Source organism: Roseomonas rosulenta, assembly GCF_016106005.1.
GTDB lineage: Bacteria > Pseudomonadota > Alphaproteobacteria > Acetobacterales > Acetobacteraceae > Neoroseomonas > Neoroseomonas rosulenta.
This window is the reverse complement of record NZ_JACADR010000086.1, coordinates 1-16,328: the sequence shown is the minus strand read 5'-3', so window position 1 is coordinate 16,328 and position 16,328 is coordinate 1. Positions and strand designations below refer to the sequence as shown.

The following is a 16,328-nucleotide window of genomic DNA, read 5'->3' as shown; positions in this document are numbered from 1 at the left end:
CGCTGCCCGAGGGTGTCGAGATGGTGATGCCGGGGGACAACGTGTCGATGGATGTGGAACTGATCGCGCCGATCGCGATGGACGAGGGTCTGCGCTTCGCGATCCGCGAGGGTGGCCGGACCGTCGGCGCGGGCGTCGTCGCGAAGATCACGGCGTAATCGGCAGGAACGCGGGTCCCACACCATGGACAACCAGAACATCCGCATCCGCCTCAAGGCGTTCGATCACCGCGTGCTCGATGGCAGCACGCGGGAGATCGTGAACACCGCGAAGCGGACCGGTGCGCGCGTGCGGGGCCCGATCCCTCTGCCGACGCATATCGAGCGCTTCACGGTGAACCGCTCGCCCCACGTGGACAAGAAGTCGCGCGAACAGTTCGAGATCCGGACTCATCGTCGCCTTCTCGACATCGTCGACCCCACCCCGCAGACCGTGGACGCGCTGATGAAGCTCGACCTGGCCGCGGGCGTGGACGTCGAGATCAAGATCTGAGGACGTAGAGCCATGGCCGCGAAGACGGGCCGCACCGGCCTGATCGCGAGAAAGCTGGGCATGTCCCGGCTGTTCAATGAGGACGGCTCGACCGTTCCCGTGACCCTGCTGCACGTGGACAATGTCCGCGTCATCGCGAAGCGCACCGCGGAGAAGGACGGCTACGAGGCTGTCCAGCTCGGCATCGGCGTGGCGAAGCCCAAGAACGTCTCCAAGGCGAACAAGGGTCACTTCGCGAAGGCAGGCGTCGAGGCGCCGCAGAAGGTGGTCGAGTTCCGCGTCGGCTCCGATGCGGTGGTCGAGCCCGGCACGGTGCTCAGCCCCGCGCATTTCGTGAAGGGCCAGAAGGTCGACGTCACTGGCGTCACCGTCGGCAAGGGCTTCGCGGGCGCGATGAAGCGCTGGAACTTCGCGGGCCTCGAGGCCTCGCACGGCGTGTCGGTGAGCCACCGTTCCCATGGTTCGACCGGCAACCGGCAGGACCCCGGCAAGACCTTCAAGAACAAGAAGATGGCGGGCCATCTCGGTGTCGAGCGCGTGACCACCCAGAACCTGGAGGTCGCGCTGGTCGATGCGGAGAAGGGGCTCCTGCTGATCAAGGGCGCGGTGCCCGGTTCGAAGGGCGGCTATGTGATGATCCGCGACGCCGAGAAGCGCGCGCGTCACGCCGATGCGCCCTTCCCGACGGCCGCTGCCTGAGGGACATGGTCATGAAGCTTCCTGTCATCTCCCTCGACAACGCCGCTGCCGGCGAGATCGACCTGCCAGAGGACGTGTTCGGCGCCGCGCCGCGCGCCGACATCATGGCGCGCGTCGTGCACTGGCAGTTGGCCAAGCGCCGTGCCGGCACGCACAAGGCCAAGGGCATGGGCGAGGTTTCCGGCACGACCAAGAAGCCGTATCGGCAGAAGGGCACCGGCAATGCGCGCCAGGGCTCGCTGCGCTCCCCGCAGTTCCGCAAGGGCGGCGTGGTGCATGGCCCGGTGGTGCGCGACCACGGCTACAGCCTGAACAAGAAGGTTCGTCGCCTGGGCCTGATCTCGGCGCTCAGCCAGAAGGCGGCCGAGGGCAAGCTCGTGGTGCTCGACAGCGCCGCGCTGCCCGCCGACGCCAAGACCGGCGCGGTGGCGAAGCAGCTGAAGGCGCTCGGCTGGACCAGCGCGCTGGTGGTGGATGCCGCGGCGGACGAGAACTTCGCCCGCGTGATCCGTAACCTGCCGAAGGTGCAGGTGCTGCCGACGGTCGGCGCCAATGTGTACGACATCCTGAAGCACGACGTGCTCGCGGTGACGCGCGCCGGCGTGGAAGCGCTGAAGGAGCGGCTGGCATGAGCGACGCCCCGAAGGCGAAGCGCCCGGTGATCAGCCGCGAGCGCATGTACCAGGCCATCCTGTCGCCGCTGGTGACGGAGAAGGCGACCCTGCTGACCGAGCGCGGCCAGGTGACCTTCAAGGTCGCCCCCGACGCCACCAAGCCGCAGATCAAGGCGGCGGTGGAAGGCCTGTTCGGCGTGAAGGTCCTTGGCGTGAACACGCTTGTGGTCAAGGGCAAGGCGAAGCGTTTCCGGAACCGTCCGGGCCAGCGCTCCGACTGGAAGAAGGCGATGGTGCGCCTGGCCGAGGGCCAGAGCATCGACCTGACGACGGGGCTCGCGTAAGTCATGGCGCTCAAGAATTTCAATCCCGTCACGCCCTCTCTGCGCGGCACGATCCTCATCGATCGGTCCGAGCTGTGGAAGGGCGCGCCGGTCAAGGGCCTCACCGAGGGCAAGCATTCCTCGGGCGGGCGTAACAACCACGGCCGCATCACCGTCCGCTTCCGTGGCGGCGGGCACAAGCGCGCCTATCGCCTGGTGGACTTCAAGCGCCGCGCGAAGTTCGGCGTGCCGGGCATCGTCGAGCGCCTGGAATACGACCCGAACCGCACGGCCTTCATTGCCCTGGTCAAGTACCAGGACAACGAGCTGGCCTACATCATCGCGCCGCAGCGCCTGAAGGTGGGCGACACCGTGATCTCGGCCGAGAAGGCCGACATCAAGCCGGGCAACGCGATGCCGATGGCGGCCATTCCGGTCGGCACCATCATTCACAACATCGAGCTGAAGCCCGGTGCGGGCGGCAAGCTCGCGCGTTCGGCGGGAACGTTCGCGCAGCTGGTCGGCAAGGACCAGGGCTATGCGCAGGTGAAGCTGCAGTCGGGTGAACTGCGCGTGATCCGGTCCGAGTGCATGGCCTCGATCGGCGCGGTCTCGAACCCCGACAATTCCAACCAGCAGCTCGGCAAGGCCGGGCGCTCTCGCTGGCTGGGCCGCATGCCGCACAACCGCGGCGTGGTGATGAACCCGGTTGACCATCCGCATGGCGGTGGTGAAGGCCGTACCTCGGGTGGCCGGCATCCGGTCACCCCGTGGGGCAAGCCCACGAAGGGTGCGAAGACCCGCAACAACAAGCGGACCGACGGGCTCATTGTCCGCCGCCGCAACGCGACGAAGGGCTGATCGCGATGTCGCGCAGCGTCTGGAAGGGGCCGTTCGTCGACGGCTACCTGCTCAACAAGGCGGAGGCCGCCCGTGCGTCCACGCGCAACGAGATCATCAAGATCTGGTCGCGCCGCAGCACGATCCTGCCGCAGTTCGTCGGCCTGACCTTCGGCGTCTACAACGGCAAGAAGTTCCTGCCGGTGCAGGTGACCGAGAACATGGTGGGCCACAAGTTCGGCGAATTCTCGCCGACGCGCACCTTCACCGGCCATGCGGCCGACAAGAAGGCGAAGCGGGGCTGATCAGATGAGCAAGCCGAAGCATCCCCGCACGCTCGCGGAAACCGAGGCGCAGGCCGTGACGTGGAACATCCGCGTTTCCCCGCGCAAGCTTAACCTGGTCGCCGGCATGATCCGCGGCAAGCGCGCGCAGGACGCGGTCGCGCAGCTGACCTTCTCCAAGCGCCGCATCGCGGTGACCGTGAAGAAGACGCTGGAATCCGCGATCGCCAATGCCGAGAACAACCACAGCCTGGATGTCGATCGTCTGGTCGTCTCCAAAGCCGAGGTGGGGCGCGCCATGGTGATGAAGCGCTTCCACGCGCGCGGCCGTGGCCGTGCGTCCACCATCGAGAAGTGGTTCAGCCACCTCAAGATCGTGGTGGCGGAACAGCAGCTGGCCGCGCCGGCCGAGCAGGAGGCCGCGTAAGATGGGCCATAAAGTCAATCCGATCGGGCTTCGCCTGGGCATCAACCGTACCTGGGACAGCCGTTGGTATGCCGGCGGCGATTACGCGAAGCTGCTCCATGAGGACTTCAAGCTGCGCGAGACGCTGGCCAAGCGCCTCAAGGGCGCGGGCGTGTCGCGCATCGTGATCGAGCGTCCGGCGAAGAAGCCGCGCGTGACGATCCATGCCGCCCGCCCCGGTGTCGTGATCGGCAAGAAGGGCGCGGACATCGAGGTGCTGCGCAAAGACCTCATGAAGATGGCTGGCGCCGAAGTCGCGCTGAACATCGTCGAGATCCGCAAGCCCGAGATCGACGCGACGCTGGTGGCCGAGAACATCGCCCAGCAGCTCGAGCGCCGCGTGGCCTTCCGCCGTGCGATGAAGCGCGCGGTGCAGTCCGCCATGCGCCTGGGCGCCGGTGGCATTCGTATCAACTGCTCGGGTCGCCTGGGCGGGGCCGAGATCGCGCGCATGGAGTGGTATCGCGAGGGCCGTGTGCCCCTGCATACGCTCCGCGCCGATATCGACTACGGCGTGGCGACGGCGAAGACCACCTATGGCACCTGCGGTGTGAAGGTGTGGATCTTCAAGGGCGAGATCATGGGGCACGATCCGATGGCGCAGGACAAGCGCGCCGCGGAACAGGCGCCTCAGCGCTGAAGGTGATGGACGATGCTGCAGCCTAAGCGCACCAAGTTCCGTAAGGCCCACAAGGGTCGCATCCATGGCCTGGCGAAGGGCGGCTTCACGCTGTCCTTCGGGGGCTTTGGCCTGAAGGCCCTCGAGCCGGAGCGCGTGACCGCGCGCCAGATCGAGGCCGCCCGTCGCGCCATCACCCGCGCGATGAAGCGCCAGGGCCGCGTGTGGATCCGCATCTTCCCGGATGTGCCGGTCTCCACCAAGCCGGCGGAAGTCCGCATGGGGTCCGGCAAGGGCGCGCCCGAATACTGGGTGTGCCGCGTGAAGCCGGGCCGCGTCATGTTCGAGATCGACGGCGTCCCTGCCGAGACGGCGCGCGAGGCGCTGTCCCTCGGTGCGGCGAAGCTGCCGATCAAGACCAAGTTCGTCACCCGCCTGGGTGCGGAGGCCTGATATGGCTGCGACCAAGATCGGCGACATCCGCGCGAAGTCCGCGGACGAGCTCACCGCCATGCTGCTCGACCTGCGCAAGGAGCAGTTCAATCTGCGCTTCCAGCGCGCGACCGGCCAGCTCGAGGCGCTCTCGCGCATCAAGCAGGTCCGCCGCGACATCGCGCGGGTGAAGACCATCATCGGCGAGCGCAGCCGCGCCGCCGCAACCGCAGCCTGAGAGGAGACCGACGGCCATGCCGAAGCGCGTCCTCACCGGGCGGGTCACCAGCGACAAGACGGACAAGACCATCACGGTCCTGGTCGAGCGTCGTGTGATGCATCCGCTCTACAAGAAGTTCATCCGGCGCTCGAAGAAGTATGCCGCGCATGACGACGCCAACCTGTGCAAGGAAGGCGACGTGGTGCAGATCGAGGAATGCCGCCCGATCAGCAAGACTAAGTCCTGGGTGGTGATCGGGCGCAACGGCGCCACGATCGAGCGTCCTGGCTTCCTCGCGACGGTGGAGGCCTGATCTATGATCCAGGTCGAATCCAACCTTGAGGTTGCCGACAATTCGGGTGCGCGCCGCGTGCAGTGCATCAAGGTGCTTGGCGGCTCGAAGCGCAAGACCGCGGGCGTGGGCGACATCATCGTCGTCTCCGTCAAGGAAGCAATTCCGCGCGGCAAGGTGAAGAAGGGCACGGTCGAGCGCGCGGTGATCGTGCGCACGGCCTACCCGGTGCGCCGGCAGGATGGCACGGTGATCCGCTTCGACCGCAATGCGGCGGTGCTGATCAACAAGCAGAACGAGCCGATCGGCACCCGCATCTTCGGGCCGGTGGTGCGCGAACTTCGCGCCAAGAAGTTCATGAAGATCATCTCCCTCGCGCCGGAGGTGCTGTGATGGCTGCGAAGATCCGCAAGGGCGATCGCGTCCAGGTCCTCACGGGCAAGGACAAGGGCCGGCAGGGCGAGGTGATCCGGGTGAACCCGACCGAAGGCCGTGCCTTCGTGCAGGGCATCAACCTGGCGAAGCACCACCAGAAGCCGCAGGGCATGGGCCAGCCGGGCGGCATCGTCGAGAAGGAGGCGTCGATCGACCTCTCCAACCTGGCGCTGCTGGACCCGAAGTCGGGCAAGCCGACCCGCGTCGGCTTCAAGGTGCTCGAGGACGGCAAGAAGGTCCGGGTGGCGAAGGCCTCCGGCGAAGTGATCGACGCATGAGCGAAGCGATGGAACAGCCTCGGCTGCGCAAGCACTACGAGGAGGTGGTCCGCAAGGCCCTCTCCGAGGAGTTCGGGTACAAGAACCCGATGGAAGTGCCCAAGCTCGAGAAGATCGTGATCAACATGGGCGTGGGCGAAGCCGCCGGCGACCAGAAGAAGCTCGATGCCGCGGTGGCGGAGCTGACGGCGATCGCCGGCCAGAAGCCGGTGAAGACCAAGGCGAAAAAGGCGATCGCGGGCTTCAAGATCCGCGAGGGCATGGCGATCGGCACGAAGGTGACGCTGCGCAAGGCGAGGATGTACGAGTTCCTCGACCGCCTGGTGACCATCGCGCTGCCGCGCCTGCGCGACTTCCGTGGGCTGCCGGGGAACAAGGGCTTCGACGGGCGGGGGAACTTCTCCCTCGGTCTCAAGGAGCAGATCGTGTTCCCCGAGATCAGCTACGACAAGGTCGACGCGATCCGCGGCATGGACATTGTCTTTGTCACGACGGCGAAGACCGACAAGGAAGCGAAGGCGCTGCTCAAGGCGTTCCAGCTTCCCTTCCAGAATTGATGTTGGAAAACCGCCGGGTGAGCCCGGCAGGTTCCGGAGGATTTTGACGGCATGGCCAAGACCTCGTCTGTCGAGAAGAACAAGCGCCGCGAGAAGCTGTCGAAGCTTCATGCGCCGAAGCGTGCTGCCCTGAAGGCCGTGATCATGGATCGCGACCTGCCGGTGGAGGAACGCTTCGAGGCGACGCTGAAGCTCGCACAGTTTCCCCGTAACGGTGCCAAGAACCGCGTGCGCCTGCGCTGCGAGGTGACCGGGCGCCCGCGCGGCAACTACCGCAAGTTCAAGCTCTGCCGGAACCAGCTCCGGGAGTTGGCCTCGAAGGGCCAGATCCCCGGCGTGGTCAAGGCGAGCTGGTAAGGAAGGACCGGTCATGTCGATGTCCGATCCGCTGGGTGACATGCTCACCCGCATCCGCAACGCCCAGTCGGCGCGCCAGTCGCGCTGCAAGGCGCCGGCGTCCAAGCTGCGCGAGAACGTGCTCGAGGCGCTGAAGCGCGAGGGCTACATCCGCGCCTGGCGCACCGAGGAAGTGCGCCCCGGCGTGCGCTTCATCGATATCGAGCTGAAGTATTCGGAAGGCGAGCCTGCCATCAAGGAGATCACCCGCGTCTCCAAGCCCGGCCGTCGCGTCTATTCGAAGATCGCGGAGCTGCCGCGCATCTACAACGGGCTGGGTACCTCGATCCTCTCCACGCCGCGCGGCGTGATGAGCGAGAACGAGGCCCGCGCTGCCAATGTCGGCGGCGAAGTCCTCTGCCGCGTGTTCTGACGGGAGGCGCACAGACATGTCTCGCGTTGGGAAGTATCCTGTGCCGGTTCCCGCGGGCGTCACGCTCGCGCTGGCCGGCCGCACGCTGACCGCCAAGGGCAAGCTCGGCGAGCTGAAGCTCGACCTGACGGACGACGTCGATGTCGAGATCAAGGCCTCGGAGGTCGCGGTCTCCCCGCGGCGCACCGATCGTCGTGCCCGCACCATGTGGGGGACGACGCGCAGCCTGATCAACTCGATGGTCACCGGCGTCTCGACCGGCTTCGTGAAGGCGATGGAGATCAACGGCACCGGCTACCGCGCCGCGGTCCAGGGCAACGACCTGGTCCTCGCGCTGGGCTACAGCCACGAGATCCGCTACCCGATCCCGAAGGGCATCAAGATCACCTGCGAGAAGCCGACCGCCATCAAGGTGGAGGGGTCGGACAAGCGCCAGGTGGGCCAGGTGGCCGCCGAGATCCGCGCGTATCGCGGTCCCGAGCCCTACAAGGGCAAGGGCGTCAAGTACGAGAACGAGCAGATCCTCCGCAAGGAGGGCAAGAAGAAGTAATGGCCAGCAAGCTCGACCTCGAGGCGCGGCGCCGCCGCCGCCTCCGCTTCCAGCTCCGGCAGAAGTCCGGCGGGCGCGTGCGCCTGTCGGTGTTCCGCTCGGGCAAGCACATCTACGCGCAGGTCATCGACGACAAGCAGGGGCGCACCCTCGCCGCCGCTTCGTCGCTCGAGAAGGCGATGCGCGAAGGCATGAAGACCGGCGCCGACAAGGACGCCGCGACGGCGGTCGGCAAGCTGGTGGCCGAGCGCGCGCTCGCGGCCGGGGTGACGGAAGTCGTCTTCGACCGCGGACCCTATCTCTATCACGGGCGCGTCAAGGCGCTCGCGGACGGCGCCCGCGAGGGCGGGCTGTCGTTCTGAGAGGCTGACAGACATGGCATATGCACCGAGGTCCGGCGGCGAGGGCGGTGGCGAGGGCGGGCGCGAGCGCCGCGGCCGTCGTCGCGACAGCAACGAGAACCGCCAGGAACGTCAGGACGGCGACGAGCTGAAGGACAAGCTCGTCACCATCAACCGCGTCGCCAAGGTGGTGAAGGGTGGCCGTCGCTTCTCCTTCGCCGCGCTGGTCGTGGTCGGCGACGAGAAGGGCCGCGTCGGCTGGGGCGCCGGCAAGGCGCGCGAGGTGCCGGAGGCCATCCGCAAGGCGACGGAGCGTGCGAAGCGCACGATGATCCGCGTGCCGATGCGCGAGGGCCGCACCCTGCACCACGACGTGATCGGCGAATTCGGCGCCGGGCGCGTGATCCTGCGCGCGGCGCCAGCGGGCACCGGCATCATCGCCGGCGGTCCGATGCGCGCGGTCTTCGAGACGCTGGGCATGGGCGACGTGGTCGCGAAGTGCACCGGGTCCGCGAACCCGCACAACATGGTGAAGGCCACCTTTGCGGCGCTTGCCCGCTGCACCTCCCCGCGCGCAGTCGCGTCGCGGCGCGGCAAGAAGGTCGCCGACATCCTGGGCCAGAAGAAGGACGCCCCCGAGGCGACGGAGGCCGCAAGTGTCTGATCAGAAGAAGACCGTGAAGGTGACCCAGCTCGGGTCGCCGATCGGCCGCAAGCCTGGCCAGCGTGAGACCCTGATCGGTCTCGGCCTGAACAAGCGCCACCGGACGCGCGAACTCGAGGACACGCCCGCCGTGCGCGGCATGATCCGCAAGGTTGCGCACCTGGTGAAGGTCGAGGACTGAACCATGAAGCTCAACGAGATCCGCGACAACGAGGGCGCACGCCCGAAGTTCAAGCGCATCGGCCGCGGCATCGGCTCGGGCAAGGGCAAGACCGGCGGGCGCGGCGTGAAGGGCCAGAAGGCGCGCACCGGCGTGTCGCTGAACGGCTTCGAGGGCGGCCAGCTGCCGATCTATCGTCGCGTGCCGAAGCGCGGCTTCGTTAACCCGTTCCGCCGCGACTATGCGGTGCTGAACATCGGCACGCTCGACGCCGCGATCGAGGCGGGCCGCCTGCCGGCCGGCGAGGCGGTGGACGAGGCGGCGCTGAAGGCGGCCGGCCTGGTGCGCACCTCGGCGAAGCTGGCCGGCGTGCGCCTGCTGGCGAAGGGCGAGATCAAGCGGGCGGTCACCATCACCGTCTCCGGCGCCTCGGCGGCCGCGATCGCGGCGGTGCAGGCGGCGGGTGGCACGGTCACCCTCACCGAGGCGCCGGCGGAAGCCGCGTCCGAGTGACCCTTGTGCCCGGCCGGCCGCGTGGCTAGGTCAGGAACCGGTGTTCGGCGCGGCGCGCGGGGTGACCCGGGCGCCGCTGCCGCTTAGGGCAGCATCCGCAGCCGAGGGCGCGCGGGTCACGCCCCGGCAGCGTGGTTCACGAGCATGGGTCCCGCCTCCGGCGACCGTGCTCCAGGAGGAAGTGCATGGCGTCGGCGGCCGAACAGGCGATGTCCAGCCTCAATTTCGGGGTTCTGGCGAAGGCGACCGAGCTCAAGAAGCGCATCTGGTTCACCCTGGGCGCGCTGATCGTCTACCGCTTCGGCACCTATGTGCCCGTGCCCGGCGTGGACGCGGCGGTGATGGGCGAGATCCTCGCCCAGCATGGCGGCGGCATCCTCGGCATGTTCGACATGTTCACCGGCGGTGCGCTCGGGCGCATGACGGTCTTCGCGCTCAACATCATGCCCTACATTAGCGCCAGCATCATCGTGCAGCTGATGACAGCGGCGATTCCCGCGTGGGAGGCGCTGAAGAAGGAAGGCGAGTCCGGGCGCAAGAAGCTCAACCAGTACACCCGCTACCTCACCGTGGTGATCGCCGTGGCGCAGGCCTGGGGCATCGCCGTGGGCCTCGAGAGCATGCGCGGGCAGTTCGGCGCGGCGGTCTGGGACCCGGGCTGGTTCTTCCGCTTCTCCTGCGTCATCACGCTGGTCGGCGGCACCATGTTCCTGATGTGGCTGGGCGAGCAGATCACTGCGCGCGGAGTGGGCAACGGCATCAGCCTCATCATCTTCGCGGGTATCGTCGCGAACCTGCCCTCCGCGCTGGTCGGCACGCTGGAACTCGGGCGCACCGGCGCGCTGTCCACGTTCTTCATCATCTTTTTCCTGATGGCGGCGCTCGCCATCATCGCCTTCGTCGTGTTCATCGAACGCGCCCAGCGGCGCATCCCGGTGCAGTATCCCAAGCGCCAGGTCGGCAACCGCATGTTCAGCGGGGAGGCGACGCACCTGCCGCTGAAGTTGAACACGGCGGGCGTAATCCCGCCGATCTTCGCCTCGTCGCTGCTGTTGCTGCCGGCCACCATCGCGGGGTTCTCGACCGACCCCACGCAGGAATCCTGGCTGCAGACCATCACCGCCACGCTGGCGCACGGCAAGCCGATGTACATGGTCCTGTACATGGCGCTGATCGTCTTCTTCGCCTTCTTCTACACGGCGGTGGTGTTCAACCCTGCCGAGACGGCCGACAACCTCAAGAAGTATGGTGGCTTCGTGCCCGGGATCCGCCCGGGGCAGAACACCTCGGACTATCTGGACCGGGTGCTCACGCGCCTGACCGTGGTGGGCGCCATCTACCTCTGCATCGTCTGCATCATCCCCGAGATCCTGATCAGCCAGTACGGCGTGCCCTTCTACTTCGGCGGCACCTCCCTGCTGATCATCGTCTCGGTCACCATGGACACGGTGGCGCAGGTGCAGTCTCATCTCTTCGCACACCAGTATGAGGGCCTGATCAAGAAGGCCAGGCTCGGCGGGCGCGGCATGCCGCGTCCGCGCTAAGGGGGAAGTGACGGGAATGAACCTGATCCTGTTGGGTCCGCCTGGCGCGGGGAAGGGCACGCAGGCCAAGCGGCTCGAGGAGCAGCACGGCATCGCCCAGATCTCCACCGGCGACATGCTGCGCGCCGAGGTGAAGTCGGGCAGTGAGATCGGCCTCAAGGCGAAGGCCATCATGGAACGCGGCGAACTCGTCCCGGACGAGGTCATCACCGCCATGCTGGCCGCGCGCGTCTCGCGCCCCGACTGCGCAAAGGGATTCATTCTGGACGGCTTTCCGCGGACCGCCCCCCAGGCGCAGGCGCTGGACCGCATGCTGGCCGAGAAGGGCCTGAAGCTCGACCACGTGATCGAGCTGAAGGTGGATGACACGGCCCTGGTCGATCGCATCGCGGGGCGCTTCACCTGTGCCAAGTGCGGCACCGGCTACCACGATACCTTCAAGCCGCCGGCCAAGGCGGGCGTGTGCGATTCCTGCGGTGGCACCGAATTCACCCGCCGCGCGGACGACAAGGCGGAGACGGTGGCGGCCAGGCTCGATGCCTATCACCGCCAGACGGCGCCGCTGCTGCCCTACTACGCCGCCCAGGGGAAGCTCTCGGGCGTGGATGGCATGGCCTCGATGGACGAAGTGGCGCGCCAGATCGGCGCAATCCTGTCCGGGAAGGCTTGACTCCGCGGGGGGCGGGGGCTAGATCGCCCGCTCCCGCGGCAGGGGGTCACCCCGGCCGCCGATCATCGTTGCATGGACTTGTTCACTGCGCCGGAGGGGCATCCGCCCCGCACGGCGGTTTTCGGGGTTTGACCCCAGGAGAGGCACTGTGGCGCGCATCGCCGGCGTGAACATCCCGACCAACAAGCGGGTGCTCATCTCGCTTCGCTACATCTTCGGCATCGGGCCGCAGAATGCGAAGGAAATCTGCGGCAAGCTCGGCATCCCCGACGATCGCCGGGTGAACCAGCTCACCGACGACGAGGTCCTGCGGATCCGCGAGTTGATCGACCGCGACTACCGCGTTGAGGGCGACCTGCGCCGCGAGCAGGCGATGAACATCAAGCGCCTGATGGACCTCGGCTGCTACCGCGGGCTGCGCCACCGCAAGGGCCTGCCGGTCCGCGGCCAGCGCACCCACACCAATGCGCGCACGCGCAAGGGCAAGGCGGTCGCGATCGCCGGCAAGAAGAAGGTGACGAAGTAAGATGGCCCGCGAACCCCGCGGCGGCGCCTCGCGCGGCCCCGTCAAGCGCAAGGAACGGAAGAACATCACCTCGGGCGTCGCCCATGTGCTGGCTTCCTTCAACAACACCATCGTGACCATCACGGACGCGCAGGGCAACGCCATCGCCTGGTCGTCCTCCGGCTCCCAGGGCTTCAAGGGCAGCCGCAAGTCCACCCCCTACGCGGCGCAGGTCGCGGCGGAGGATGCCGGTCGCAAGGCGCGCGAGCACGGCATGGAAACGCTCGAGATCATGGTGTCCGGCCCCGGTTCGGGCCGCGAATCGGCGCTGCGCGCCCTTCAGTCGGTCGGCTTCTACGTGACCGCCATCAAGGACGTGACGCCCATCCCGCACAATGGCTGCCGCCCCCGGAAGCGTCGTCGCGTCTGAGGACGCGCTCAAGGCGTGGCGTCTGTCTGACGCTGCGCCCGGCGCGCGCTCCCGCGCGCCGCTTCCACCGTGGCCTGCCGAAAGGAGAGTGTGATCGTGCTCGAGAGGAATTGGCGCTCGCTGATCGAGACGCAGAAGTCCGTCGAAATGGGGGCGGACCCGCTGCGCACGGCGACCGTCGTGCTGGAACCGCTGGAACGCGGCTTCGGCATGACGCTCGGCAATGCGCTGCGCCGCGTGCTGCTGTCCTCGCTCCAGGGTGCCTCCGTCACGGCCATCCGCATCGACGGCGTGCTGCATGAATTCAGCTCCATCCAGGGCGTGCGCGAGGACGTGACGGACATCGTCCTGAACGTGAAGCAGCTCGCCATCCGGATGCAGGGCGAGGGCCCGAAGCGCCTGGCGCTGACCGCGACCGGCCCCGGCGAGGTCACCGCCGGCCAGATCCAGACCACCGGCGATATGGAGATCGCGAACCCCGACCTCGTGCTCTGCACGCTGGACGATGGCGCGAAGCTGTCCATGGAACTCACCGTGGACATCGGCAAGGGCTATGTCCCGGCCAGCGAGAACCGCCCCGAGGACGCGCCGATCGGCCTGATTCCGATCGACGCCATCTATTCCCCGGTGCGCCGCGTGGCCTATCGCGTGGAACCGACCCGCGTCGGCCAGCGCACCGACTTCGACAAGCTGATCCTGACGGTCGAGACCGACGGCACGCTCGCCCCGGAAGATGCGGTGGGCGTCGCCGCCCGCATCCTCCAGGAACAGCTCCAGATCCTGATCAACTTCGACGAGCCGCGCGCGCGGGTCGAGGAAGAGATCCGCGACGACCTGCCGTTCAACCGCAACCTGCTGCGCAAGGTCGACGAGCTTGAGCTCTCGGTCCGCTCGGCGAACTGCCTGAAGAACGACAACATCGTCTACATCGGCGACCTGGTTCAGAAGACCGAGCAGGAGATGCTCCGCACCCCGAATTTCGGGCGCAAGTCGCTGAACGAGATCAAGGAAGTCCTCGCCTCGATGGGCCTCGGCCTCGGCCTCACCGTCACCGGCTGGCCGCCCGAGAACATCGAGGAACTCGCGAAGAAGGTCGAGGAGCCCTTCTGAGGGTCTCCGGGTAAGGAATAAGCACCATGCGTCACGGAATGGCCGGGCGTAAGCTCAGCGTCACCTCGTCCCATCGCCTCGCCATGTTCCGCAACATGGCGACGTCGCTGATCAAGCACGAGCAGATCACCACCACCCTGCCCAAGGCGAAGGAGCTGCGCCCGTATGTCGAGCGCATCATCACGCTGGGCAAGCGCGGCGGCCTGCATGCGCGCCGCCAGGCGCTGGCGCAGATCCGTGACGAGAAGGTGGTGACCAAGCTCTTCACCGAGATCGCCGACCGCTACAAGGCGCGATCGGGCGGCTACACCCGCGTGCTGCGCGCTGGCGTCCGCTACGGCGACGCGGCGACCATGGCGGTGATCGAGCTGGTGGACCGCAACCCGGCCGCCAAGGGCCTGGACAGCGGCCCGAAGCCGGAAGCGGCCGCCGAGGAAGCGCCCGCGACCTGACCCGCGGCACCATCCGCGCCATCGCAAGGGGGAAGGCATCGCACCTTCCCCTTTTGCATTTCAGGCTGGCAGAAGCCCCGCGCGCGCCGGCGCGGGGAACATCGACTGCATCTGGGCCGCGGGAACCGGCCGGCCGAGGAAATACCCCTGCGCCCGCTCGACACCCAGCGCATGCAGCATCTCGAGCTCGGCGGCCGTCTCCACGCCTTCGGCGATGATCCGGCTGTCGGTGTCGTGCGCGAAGGCCACCAGCGCCGCCGCCAGCGCCTGGCGCGCGGGGTCGGAATCGATGTCGCGCGTCAGCGCCATGTCGAGCTTGATGAGGTCCGGCCGCAGCTTCAGGATGTGGTGCAGCCCTGAATACCCTGCCCCCGCATCGTCCACGGCCAGGCGCATGCCGCGTCCGCGCAGCCCCTCCAGCCGTTCGACCAGCCCGTCATAGCTCGAGACCGAGGCATGCTCGGTCACCTCCAGCACGATCCGGCGCGGCGGCAAGCCGGCGAAGGCCTCCTCGAAGCCTTGCGCCATCACCGTTACGGGCGAGGCGTTCACCGCCAGGTAGATGTCGGGCGGCAGGTCGACCAGGGCCTGCAGCGCGAGGCGGATCGCCGCGATCTCGAGCGCGGCGCCGCGCCCAACCTTGGCCGCCTCGGCGAACCATTGATTGGGCGGGCGGTTCGGGCTGCCGGTGAAGCGCGCAAGGCATTCGAAGCCGACCGGGCGGCGCGGCTGGATGCTCCAGATCGGCTGGTAGGCGATGGCCAGCCCGCCGCGCTCGATCACCGCCTGGATGCGCGCCTGCCGTTCCTGCGCCTCGCGGTCCTGGGCCACCTGGTCGTGGATCTCGTGGGCCGCGAGCTCGGCGAAGGCCTTCGTCATCTGCAGGTCGCGCCCGTTCAGCGTCGGGTTCGGGCGGAATCCCAGGCAGCAGAACATGCCATAGACGCTGCCATCCGGCAGGCGGATCGGTACCGACAGATGCGACCCGATCGGCAGCGCCGCGGTGATCGGCTTCGCCAGCGCGATGGGCTCGGCCGCGGTGTCCGGGATCAGTTCTGGCAGCCGCCCGGCCAGGATGTCGTGACAATAGACGGCATCGAGCGGAAATGCCGCGCCCTTGTGCGCCATCTGCTCGAGCCCCGGCGCATCGACCTCGCGCAGCACCATGGTCTCGCCGACGAATTGCGAGGCATAGGCCACCTCGAGCCCGAGATGCGTGCGGATCGCCCGCACCGCGGCGTTCCAGCGTGCTGGTGCCGCCCGCCCGCGCGCCCCGCGCAGGATGATCCGGTTGAGTTCGCTCTCGGCTGTGGGCAAGGGATGTCCTCCGGGTTGCGCCACTGAACCACGCGGCCCGCCACCGAAACGTGAATCATGCCGCCGCCATGGCGGCAGCGACCGCACCGGGCGGGCTCGTCGGGCGGCGCCGCGGACGACGGGGGCTCCGGCGGCTCCTGCACCGCGCCGCCGCCCGCCTATCGCGGGCCCATGGCCTCGCCCAGCGCCGGCACGAAGTCCCGCAACCCGGGCCGCAGCGCCTCCGGCCAGGCGCGCGGGTCAGGCGGCACCGACAGCCGCACCGCGCCATTGCCGGTCATCAGCAGGAACATCCGCTCCTCCTGCATGTCGTAGGCGAGGAAGGCGCCGCCCTCGCGGCACCCCTGCGGCATGCAGGCGAAGCCGAACACGTAGCGATCCTCGGCCAGCGCCACCGGCGGACCCGGGTCGCGCAGCCGCGCCGCCAGGGCGGAACGCTGCCCGCCGCTGTTGAAGCGCAGCGCCGTGGTCAGTTCGTGCCGCTGCGCCAGCGCCAGCAGCGGCTGCCCCACCACCTCGCGGATCTCGTCCTGCGCCGCCGCCGCTGCTGCGGCGCCGCCGCCGAGCAGCGCCAGCGCCAGCGCGCCGCGCCACATCGCCCCGCGCCGCGGCAGGCAGGCTCGGCTCGCGGTCATGGCTAGCTTGTCCCTGCGGGTCACGGGCGCAGCATGTGCCCCAATCCGGCCGCCACTGCCAGCGCGGCCAGCACGCGCCCGGGCGGGCGGGGCCCGCCGGGGACCGGGCCAGCGCCG

30 protein-coding genes are annotated in these 16,328 nt (G+C 68.2%); 28 read left to right on the top strand and 2 right to left on the bottom strand.

Annotated features, from left to right (window positions below):
* The 28 genes from HW578_RS12535 to rplQ form a co-directional block, all read left to right on the top strand.
* Window positions 1-158: EF-Tu C-terminal domain-related protein (locus HW578_RS12535; protein ID WP_456308278.1), on the top strand; the 158-nt coding region annotated here is incomplete at its 5' end.
* A 25-nt stretch (window positions 159-183) separates the two neighbouring features.
* Entirely contained in the window at window positions 184-492 is a 309-nt protein-coding gene (gene rpsJ / locus HW578_RS12530; RefSeq protein ID WP_137127378.1) for a 30S ribosomal protein S10, read from the top strand.
* A gap of 12 nt (window positions 493-504) precedes the next feature.
* A complete protein-coding gene (gene rplC / locus HW578_RS12525) occupies window positions 505-1,191 on the top strand; it encodes a 50S ribosomal protein L3 (protein WP_198370888.1) in 687 nt (228 codons plus the stop codon).
* Window positions 1,192-1,202: 11 nt separating this feature from the next.
* Window positions 1,203-1,823 carry a 50S ribosomal protein L4 gene (rplD, locus tag HW578_RS12520; protein WP_198370887.1) on the top strand — a complete coding sequence of 207 codons (621 nt, stop codon included), beginning with the start codon at window positions 1,203-1,205 and terminating at the stop codon, window positions 1,821-1,823.
* A 29-nt stretch (window positions 1,824-1,852) separates the two neighbouring features.
* Complete coding sequence (locus HW578_RS12515; protein ID WP_198370890.1) at window positions 1,853-2,149, top strand: 50S ribosomal protein L23; 297 nt, start codon at window positions 1,853-1,855, stop codon at window positions 2,147-2,149.
* Window positions 2,150-2,152: 3 nt separating this feature from the next.
* Entirely contained in the window at window positions 2,153-2,989 is an 837-nt protein-coding gene (rplB, locus tag HW578_RS12510; RefSeq protein WP_198370886.1) for a 50S ribosomal protein L2, read from the top strand.
* A gap of 5 nt (window positions 2,990-2,994) precedes the next feature.
* Window positions 2,995-3,273, top strand: coding sequence for a 30S ribosomal protein S19 (gene rpsS / locus HW578_RS12505; RefSeq protein WP_198370885.1), 279 nt, complete (start codon window positions 2,995-2,997; stop codon window positions 3,271-3,273).
* 4 nt (window positions 3,274-3,277) lie between these two features.
* On the top strand, window positions 3,278-3,679 hold the full coding sequence (gene rplV, locus HW578_RS12500; RefSeq protein ID WP_198370884.1) for a 50S ribosomal protein L22: 402 nt from the start codon (window positions 3,278-3,280) through the stop codon (window positions 3,677-3,679).
* A gap of 1 nt (window position 3,680) precedes the next feature.
* The gene (gene rpsC, locus HW578_RS12495; RefSeq protein WP_198370883.1) at window positions 3,681-4,358 is read left to right on the top strand and encodes a 30S ribosomal protein S3; all 678 of its coding nucleotides are present in this window, start codon (window positions 3,681-3,683) and stop codon (window positions 4,356-4,358) included.
* A 12-nt stretch (window positions 4,359-4,370) separates the two neighbouring features.
* Window positions 4,371-4,790, top strand: a complete 420-nt coding sequence (gene rplP / locus HW578_RS12490; RefSeq protein WP_198370882.1) for a 50S ribosomal protein L16 — start codon at window positions 4,371-4,373, stop codon at window positions 4,788-4,790.
* 1 nt (window position 4,791) lies between these two features.
* Window positions 4,792-5,007: a 50S ribosomal protein L29 gene (gene rpmC, locus HW578_RS12485; RefSeq protein ID WP_198370881.1), complete on the top strand. Its 216-nt coding sequence runs from the start codon at window positions 4,792-4,794 to the stop codon at window positions 5,005-5,007.
* A 16-nt stretch (window positions 5,008-5,023) separates the two neighbouring features.
* Window positions 5,024-5,302 carry a 30S ribosomal protein S17 gene (gene rpsQ, locus HW578_RS12480; protein ID WP_198370880.1) on the top strand — a complete coding sequence of 93 codons (279 nt, stop codon included), beginning with the start codon at window positions 5,024-5,026 and terminating at the stop codon, window positions 5,300-5,302.
* Window positions 5,303-5,305: 3 nt separating this feature from the next.
* On the top strand, window positions 5,306-5,674 hold the full coding sequence (gene rplN / locus HW578_RS12475) for a 50S ribosomal protein L14 (protein WP_137127388.1): 369 nt from the start codon (window positions 5,306-5,308) through the stop codon (window positions 5,672-5,674).
* The gene (gene rplX, locus HW578_RS12470; protein WP_198370879.1) at window positions 5,674-5,994 is read left to right on the top strand and encodes a 50S ribosomal protein L24; all 321 of its coding nucleotides are present in this window, start codon (window positions 5,674-5,676) and stop codon (window positions 5,992-5,994) included. Before rplN ends, rplX begins: the two co-directional genes overlap by 1 nt.
* Entirely contained in the window at window positions 5,991-6,551 is a 561-nt protein-coding gene (gene rplE / locus HW578_RS12465) for a 50S ribosomal protein L5 (RefSeq protein ID WP_198370878.1), read from the top strand. The genes rplX and rplE overlap by 4 nt, the downstream gene beginning before the upstream one ends.
* A 51-nt stretch (window positions 6,552-6,602) precedes the next feature.
* Window positions 6,603-6,908 (top strand): 30S ribosomal protein S14, encoded by a 306-nt coding sequence (gene rpsN / locus HW578_RS12460; protein ID WP_170052690.1) that lies wholly within the window; start codon window positions 6,603-6,605, stop codon window positions 6,906-6,908.
* Window positions 6,909-6,921: 13 nt separating this feature from the next.
* The gene (rpsH, locus tag HW578_RS12455) at window positions 6,922-7,320 is read left to right on the top strand and encodes a 30S ribosomal protein S8 (protein ID WP_198370877.1); all 399 of its coding nucleotides are present in this window, start codon (window positions 6,922-6,924) and stop codon (window positions 7,318-7,320) included.
* Window positions 7,321-7,336: 16 nt separating this feature from the next.
* Window positions 7,337-7,870, top strand: coding sequence for a 50S ribosomal protein L6 (gene rplF, locus HW578_RS12450; RefSeq protein WP_198370876.1), 534 nt, complete (start codon window positions 7,337-7,339; stop codon window positions 7,868-7,870).
* Window positions 7,870-8,232, top strand: a complete 363-nt coding sequence (gene rplR / locus HW578_RS12445) for a 50S ribosomal protein L18 (RefSeq protein ID WP_198370875.1) — start codon at window positions 7,870-7,872, stop codon at window positions 8,230-8,232. Before rplF ends, rplR begins: the two co-directional genes overlap by 1 nt.
* A gap of 13 nt (window positions 8,233-8,245) precedes the next feature.
* Window positions 8,246-8,875 (top strand): 30S ribosomal protein S5, encoded by a 630-nt coding sequence (gene rpsE / locus HW578_RS12440; RefSeq protein WP_198370874.1) that lies wholly within the window; start codon window positions 8,246-8,248, stop codon window positions 8,873-8,875.
* On the top strand, window positions 8,868-9,056 hold the full coding sequence (rpmD, locus tag HW578_RS12435) for a 50S ribosomal protein L30 (protein WP_198370873.1): 189 nt from the start codon (window positions 8,868-8,870) through the stop codon (window positions 9,054-9,056). Before rpsE ends, rpmD begins: the two co-directional genes overlap by 8 nt.
* A gap of 3 nt (window positions 9,057-9,059) precedes the next feature.
* Window positions 9,060-9,548, top strand: coding sequence for a 50S ribosomal protein L15 (rplO, locus tag HW578_RS12430; protein ID WP_198370872.1), 489 nt, complete (start codon window positions 9,060-9,062; stop codon window positions 9,546-9,548).
* A gap of 185 nt (window positions 9,549-9,733) precedes the next feature.
* On the top strand, window positions 9,734-11,092 hold the full coding sequence (secY, locus tag HW578_RS12425; protein WP_198370871.1) for a preprotein translocase subunit SecY: 1,359 nt from the start codon (window positions 9,734-9,736) through the stop codon (window positions 11,090-11,092).
* Window positions 11,093-11,108: 16 nt separating this feature from the next.
* Window positions 11,109-11,762 (top strand): adenylate kinase, encoded by a 654-nt coding sequence (locus HW578_RS12420; RefSeq protein WP_198370870.1) that lies wholly within the window; start codon window positions 11,109-11,111, stop codon window positions 11,760-11,762.
* A gap of 148 nt (window positions 11,763-11,910) precedes the next feature.
* Window positions 11,911-12,288, top strand: a complete 378-nt coding sequence (gene rpsM, locus HW578_RS12415) for a 30S ribosomal protein S13 (protein ID WP_198370869.1) — start codon at window positions 11,911-11,913, stop codon at window positions 12,286-12,288.
* A gap of 1 nt (window position 12,289) precedes the next feature.
* Window positions 12,290-12,697, top strand: a complete 408-nt coding sequence (gene rpsK, locus HW578_RS12410; RefSeq protein ID WP_198370868.1) for a 30S ribosomal protein S11 — start codon at window positions 12,290-12,292, stop codon at window positions 12,695-12,697.
* Between the two features lie 93 nt (window positions 12,698-12,790).
* Window positions 12,791-13,807 (top strand): DNA-directed RNA polymerase subunit alpha, encoded by a 1,017-nt coding sequence (locus HW578_RS12405; protein WP_198370889.1) that lies wholly within the window; start codon window positions 12,791-12,793, stop codon window positions 13,805-13,807.
* 26 nt (window positions 13,808-13,833) lie between these two features.
* The gene (gene rplQ / locus HW578_RS12400; protein ID WP_198370867.1) at window positions 13,834-14,259 is read left to right on the top strand and encodes a 50S ribosomal protein L17; all 426 of its coding nucleotides are present in this window, start codon (window positions 13,834-13,836) and stop codon (window positions 14,257-14,259) included.
* A 60-nt stretch (window positions 14,260-14,319) separates the two neighbouring features.
* On the opposite strand, the gene HW578_RS12395 is transcribed toward rplQ, so the two are convergent.
* Window positions 14,320-15,576, bottom strand: coding sequence for a sensor domain-containing phosphodiesterase (locus tag HW578_RS12395; protein ID WP_198370866.1), 1,257 nt, complete (start codon window positions 15,574-15,576; stop codon window positions 14,320-14,322).
* A gap of 158 nt (window positions 15,577-15,734) precedes the next feature.
* The gene (locus HW578_RS12390; RefSeq protein WP_198370865.1) at window positions 15,735-16,211 is read right to left on the bottom strand and encodes a hypothetical protein; all 477 of its coding nucleotides are present in this window, start codon (window positions 16,209-16,211) and stop codon (window positions 15,735-15,737) included.
* Window positions 16,212-16,328 lie beyond the last annotated feature (117 nt).

Coding starts and splice junctions, on each gene's coding strand:
- rpsJ (WP_137127378.1), top strand. CDS start 184: ATGGACAACCAGAACATCCGCATCCGCCTCAAGGCGTTCGATCACCGC.
- rplC (WP_198370888.1), top strand. CDS start 505: ATGGCCGCGAAGACGGGCCGCACCGGCCTGATCGCGAGAAAGCTGGGC.
- rplD (WP_198370887.1), top strand. CDS start 1,203: ATGAAGCTTCCTGTCATCTCCCTCGACAACGCCGCTGCCGGCGAGATC.
- rplB (WP_198370886.1), top strand. CDS start 2,153: ATGGCGCTCAAGAATTTCAATCCCGTCACGCCCTCTCTGCGCGGCACG.
- rpsS (WP_198370885.1), top strand. CDS start 2,995: ATGTCGCGCAGCGTCTGGAAGGGGCCGTTCGTCGACGGCTACCTGCTC.
- rplV (WP_198370884.1), top strand. CDS start 3,278: ATGAGCAAGCCGAAGCATCCCCGCACGCTCGCGGAAACCGAGGCGCAG.
- rpsC (WP_198370883.1), top strand. CDS start 3,681: ATGGGCCATAAAGTCAATCCGATCGGGCTTCGCCTGGGCATCAACCGT.
- rplP (WP_198370882.1), top strand. CDS start 4,371: ATGCTGCAGCCTAAGCGCACCAAGTTCCGTAAGGCCCACAAGGGTCGC.
- rpmC (WP_198370881.1), top strand. CDS start 4,792: ATGGCTGCGACCAAGATCGGCGACATCCGCGCGAAGTCCGCGGACGAG.
- rpsQ (WP_198370880.1), top strand. CDS start 5,024: ATGCCGAAGCGCGTCCTCACCGGGCGGGTCACCAGCGACAAGACGGAC.
- rplN (WP_137127388.1), top strand. CDS start 5,306: ATGATCCAGGTCGAATCCAACCTTGAGGTTGCCGACAATTCGGGTGCG.
- rplX (WP_198370879.1), top strand. CDS start 5,674: ATGGCTGCGAAGATCCGCAAGGGCGATCGCGTCCAGGTCCTCACGGGC.
- rplE (WP_198370878.1), top strand. CDS start 5,991: ATGAGCGAAGCGATGGAACAGCCTCGGCTGCGCAAGCACTACGAGGAG.
- rpsN (WP_170052690.1), top strand. CDS start 6,603: ATGGCCAAGACCTCGTCTGTCGAGAAGAACAAGCGCCGCGAGAAGCTG.
- rpsH (WP_198370877.1), top strand. CDS start 6,922: ATGTCGATGTCCGATCCGCTGGGTGACATGCTCACCCGCATCCGCAAC.
- rplF (WP_198370876.1), top strand. CDS start 7,337: ATGTCTCGCGTTGGGAAGTATCCTGTGCCGGTTCCCGCGGGCGTCACG.
- rplR (WP_198370875.1), top strand. CDS start 7,870: ATGGCCAGCAAGCTCGACCTCGAGGCGCGGCGCCGCCGCCGCCTCCGC.
- rpsE (WP_198370874.1), top strand. CDS start 8,246: ATGGCATATGCACCGAGGTCCGGCGGCGAGGGCGGTGGCGAGGGCGGG.
- rplO (WP_198370872.1), top strand. CDS start 9,060: ATGAAGCTCAACGAGATCCGCGACAACGAGGGCGCACGCCCGAAGTTC.
- secY (WP_198370871.1), top strand. CDS start 9,734: ATGGCGTCGGCGGCCGAACAGGCGATGTCCAGCCTCAATTTCGGGGTT.
- HW578_RS12420 (WP_198370870.1), top strand. CDS start 11,109: ATGAACCTGATCCTGTTGGGTCCGCCTGGCGCGGGGAAGGGCACGCAG.
- rpsK (WP_198370868.1), top strand. CDS start 12,290: ATGGCCCGCGAACCCCGCGGCGGCGCCTCGCGCGGCCCCGTCAAGCGC.
- rplQ (WP_198370867.1), top strand. CDS start 13,834: ATGCGTCACGGAATGGCCGGGCGTAAGCTCAGCGTCACCTCGTCCCAT.
- HW578_RS12390 (WP_198370865.1), bottom strand. CDS start 16,211: ATGACCGCGAGCCGAGCCTGCCTGCCGCGGCGCGGGGCGATGTGGCGC.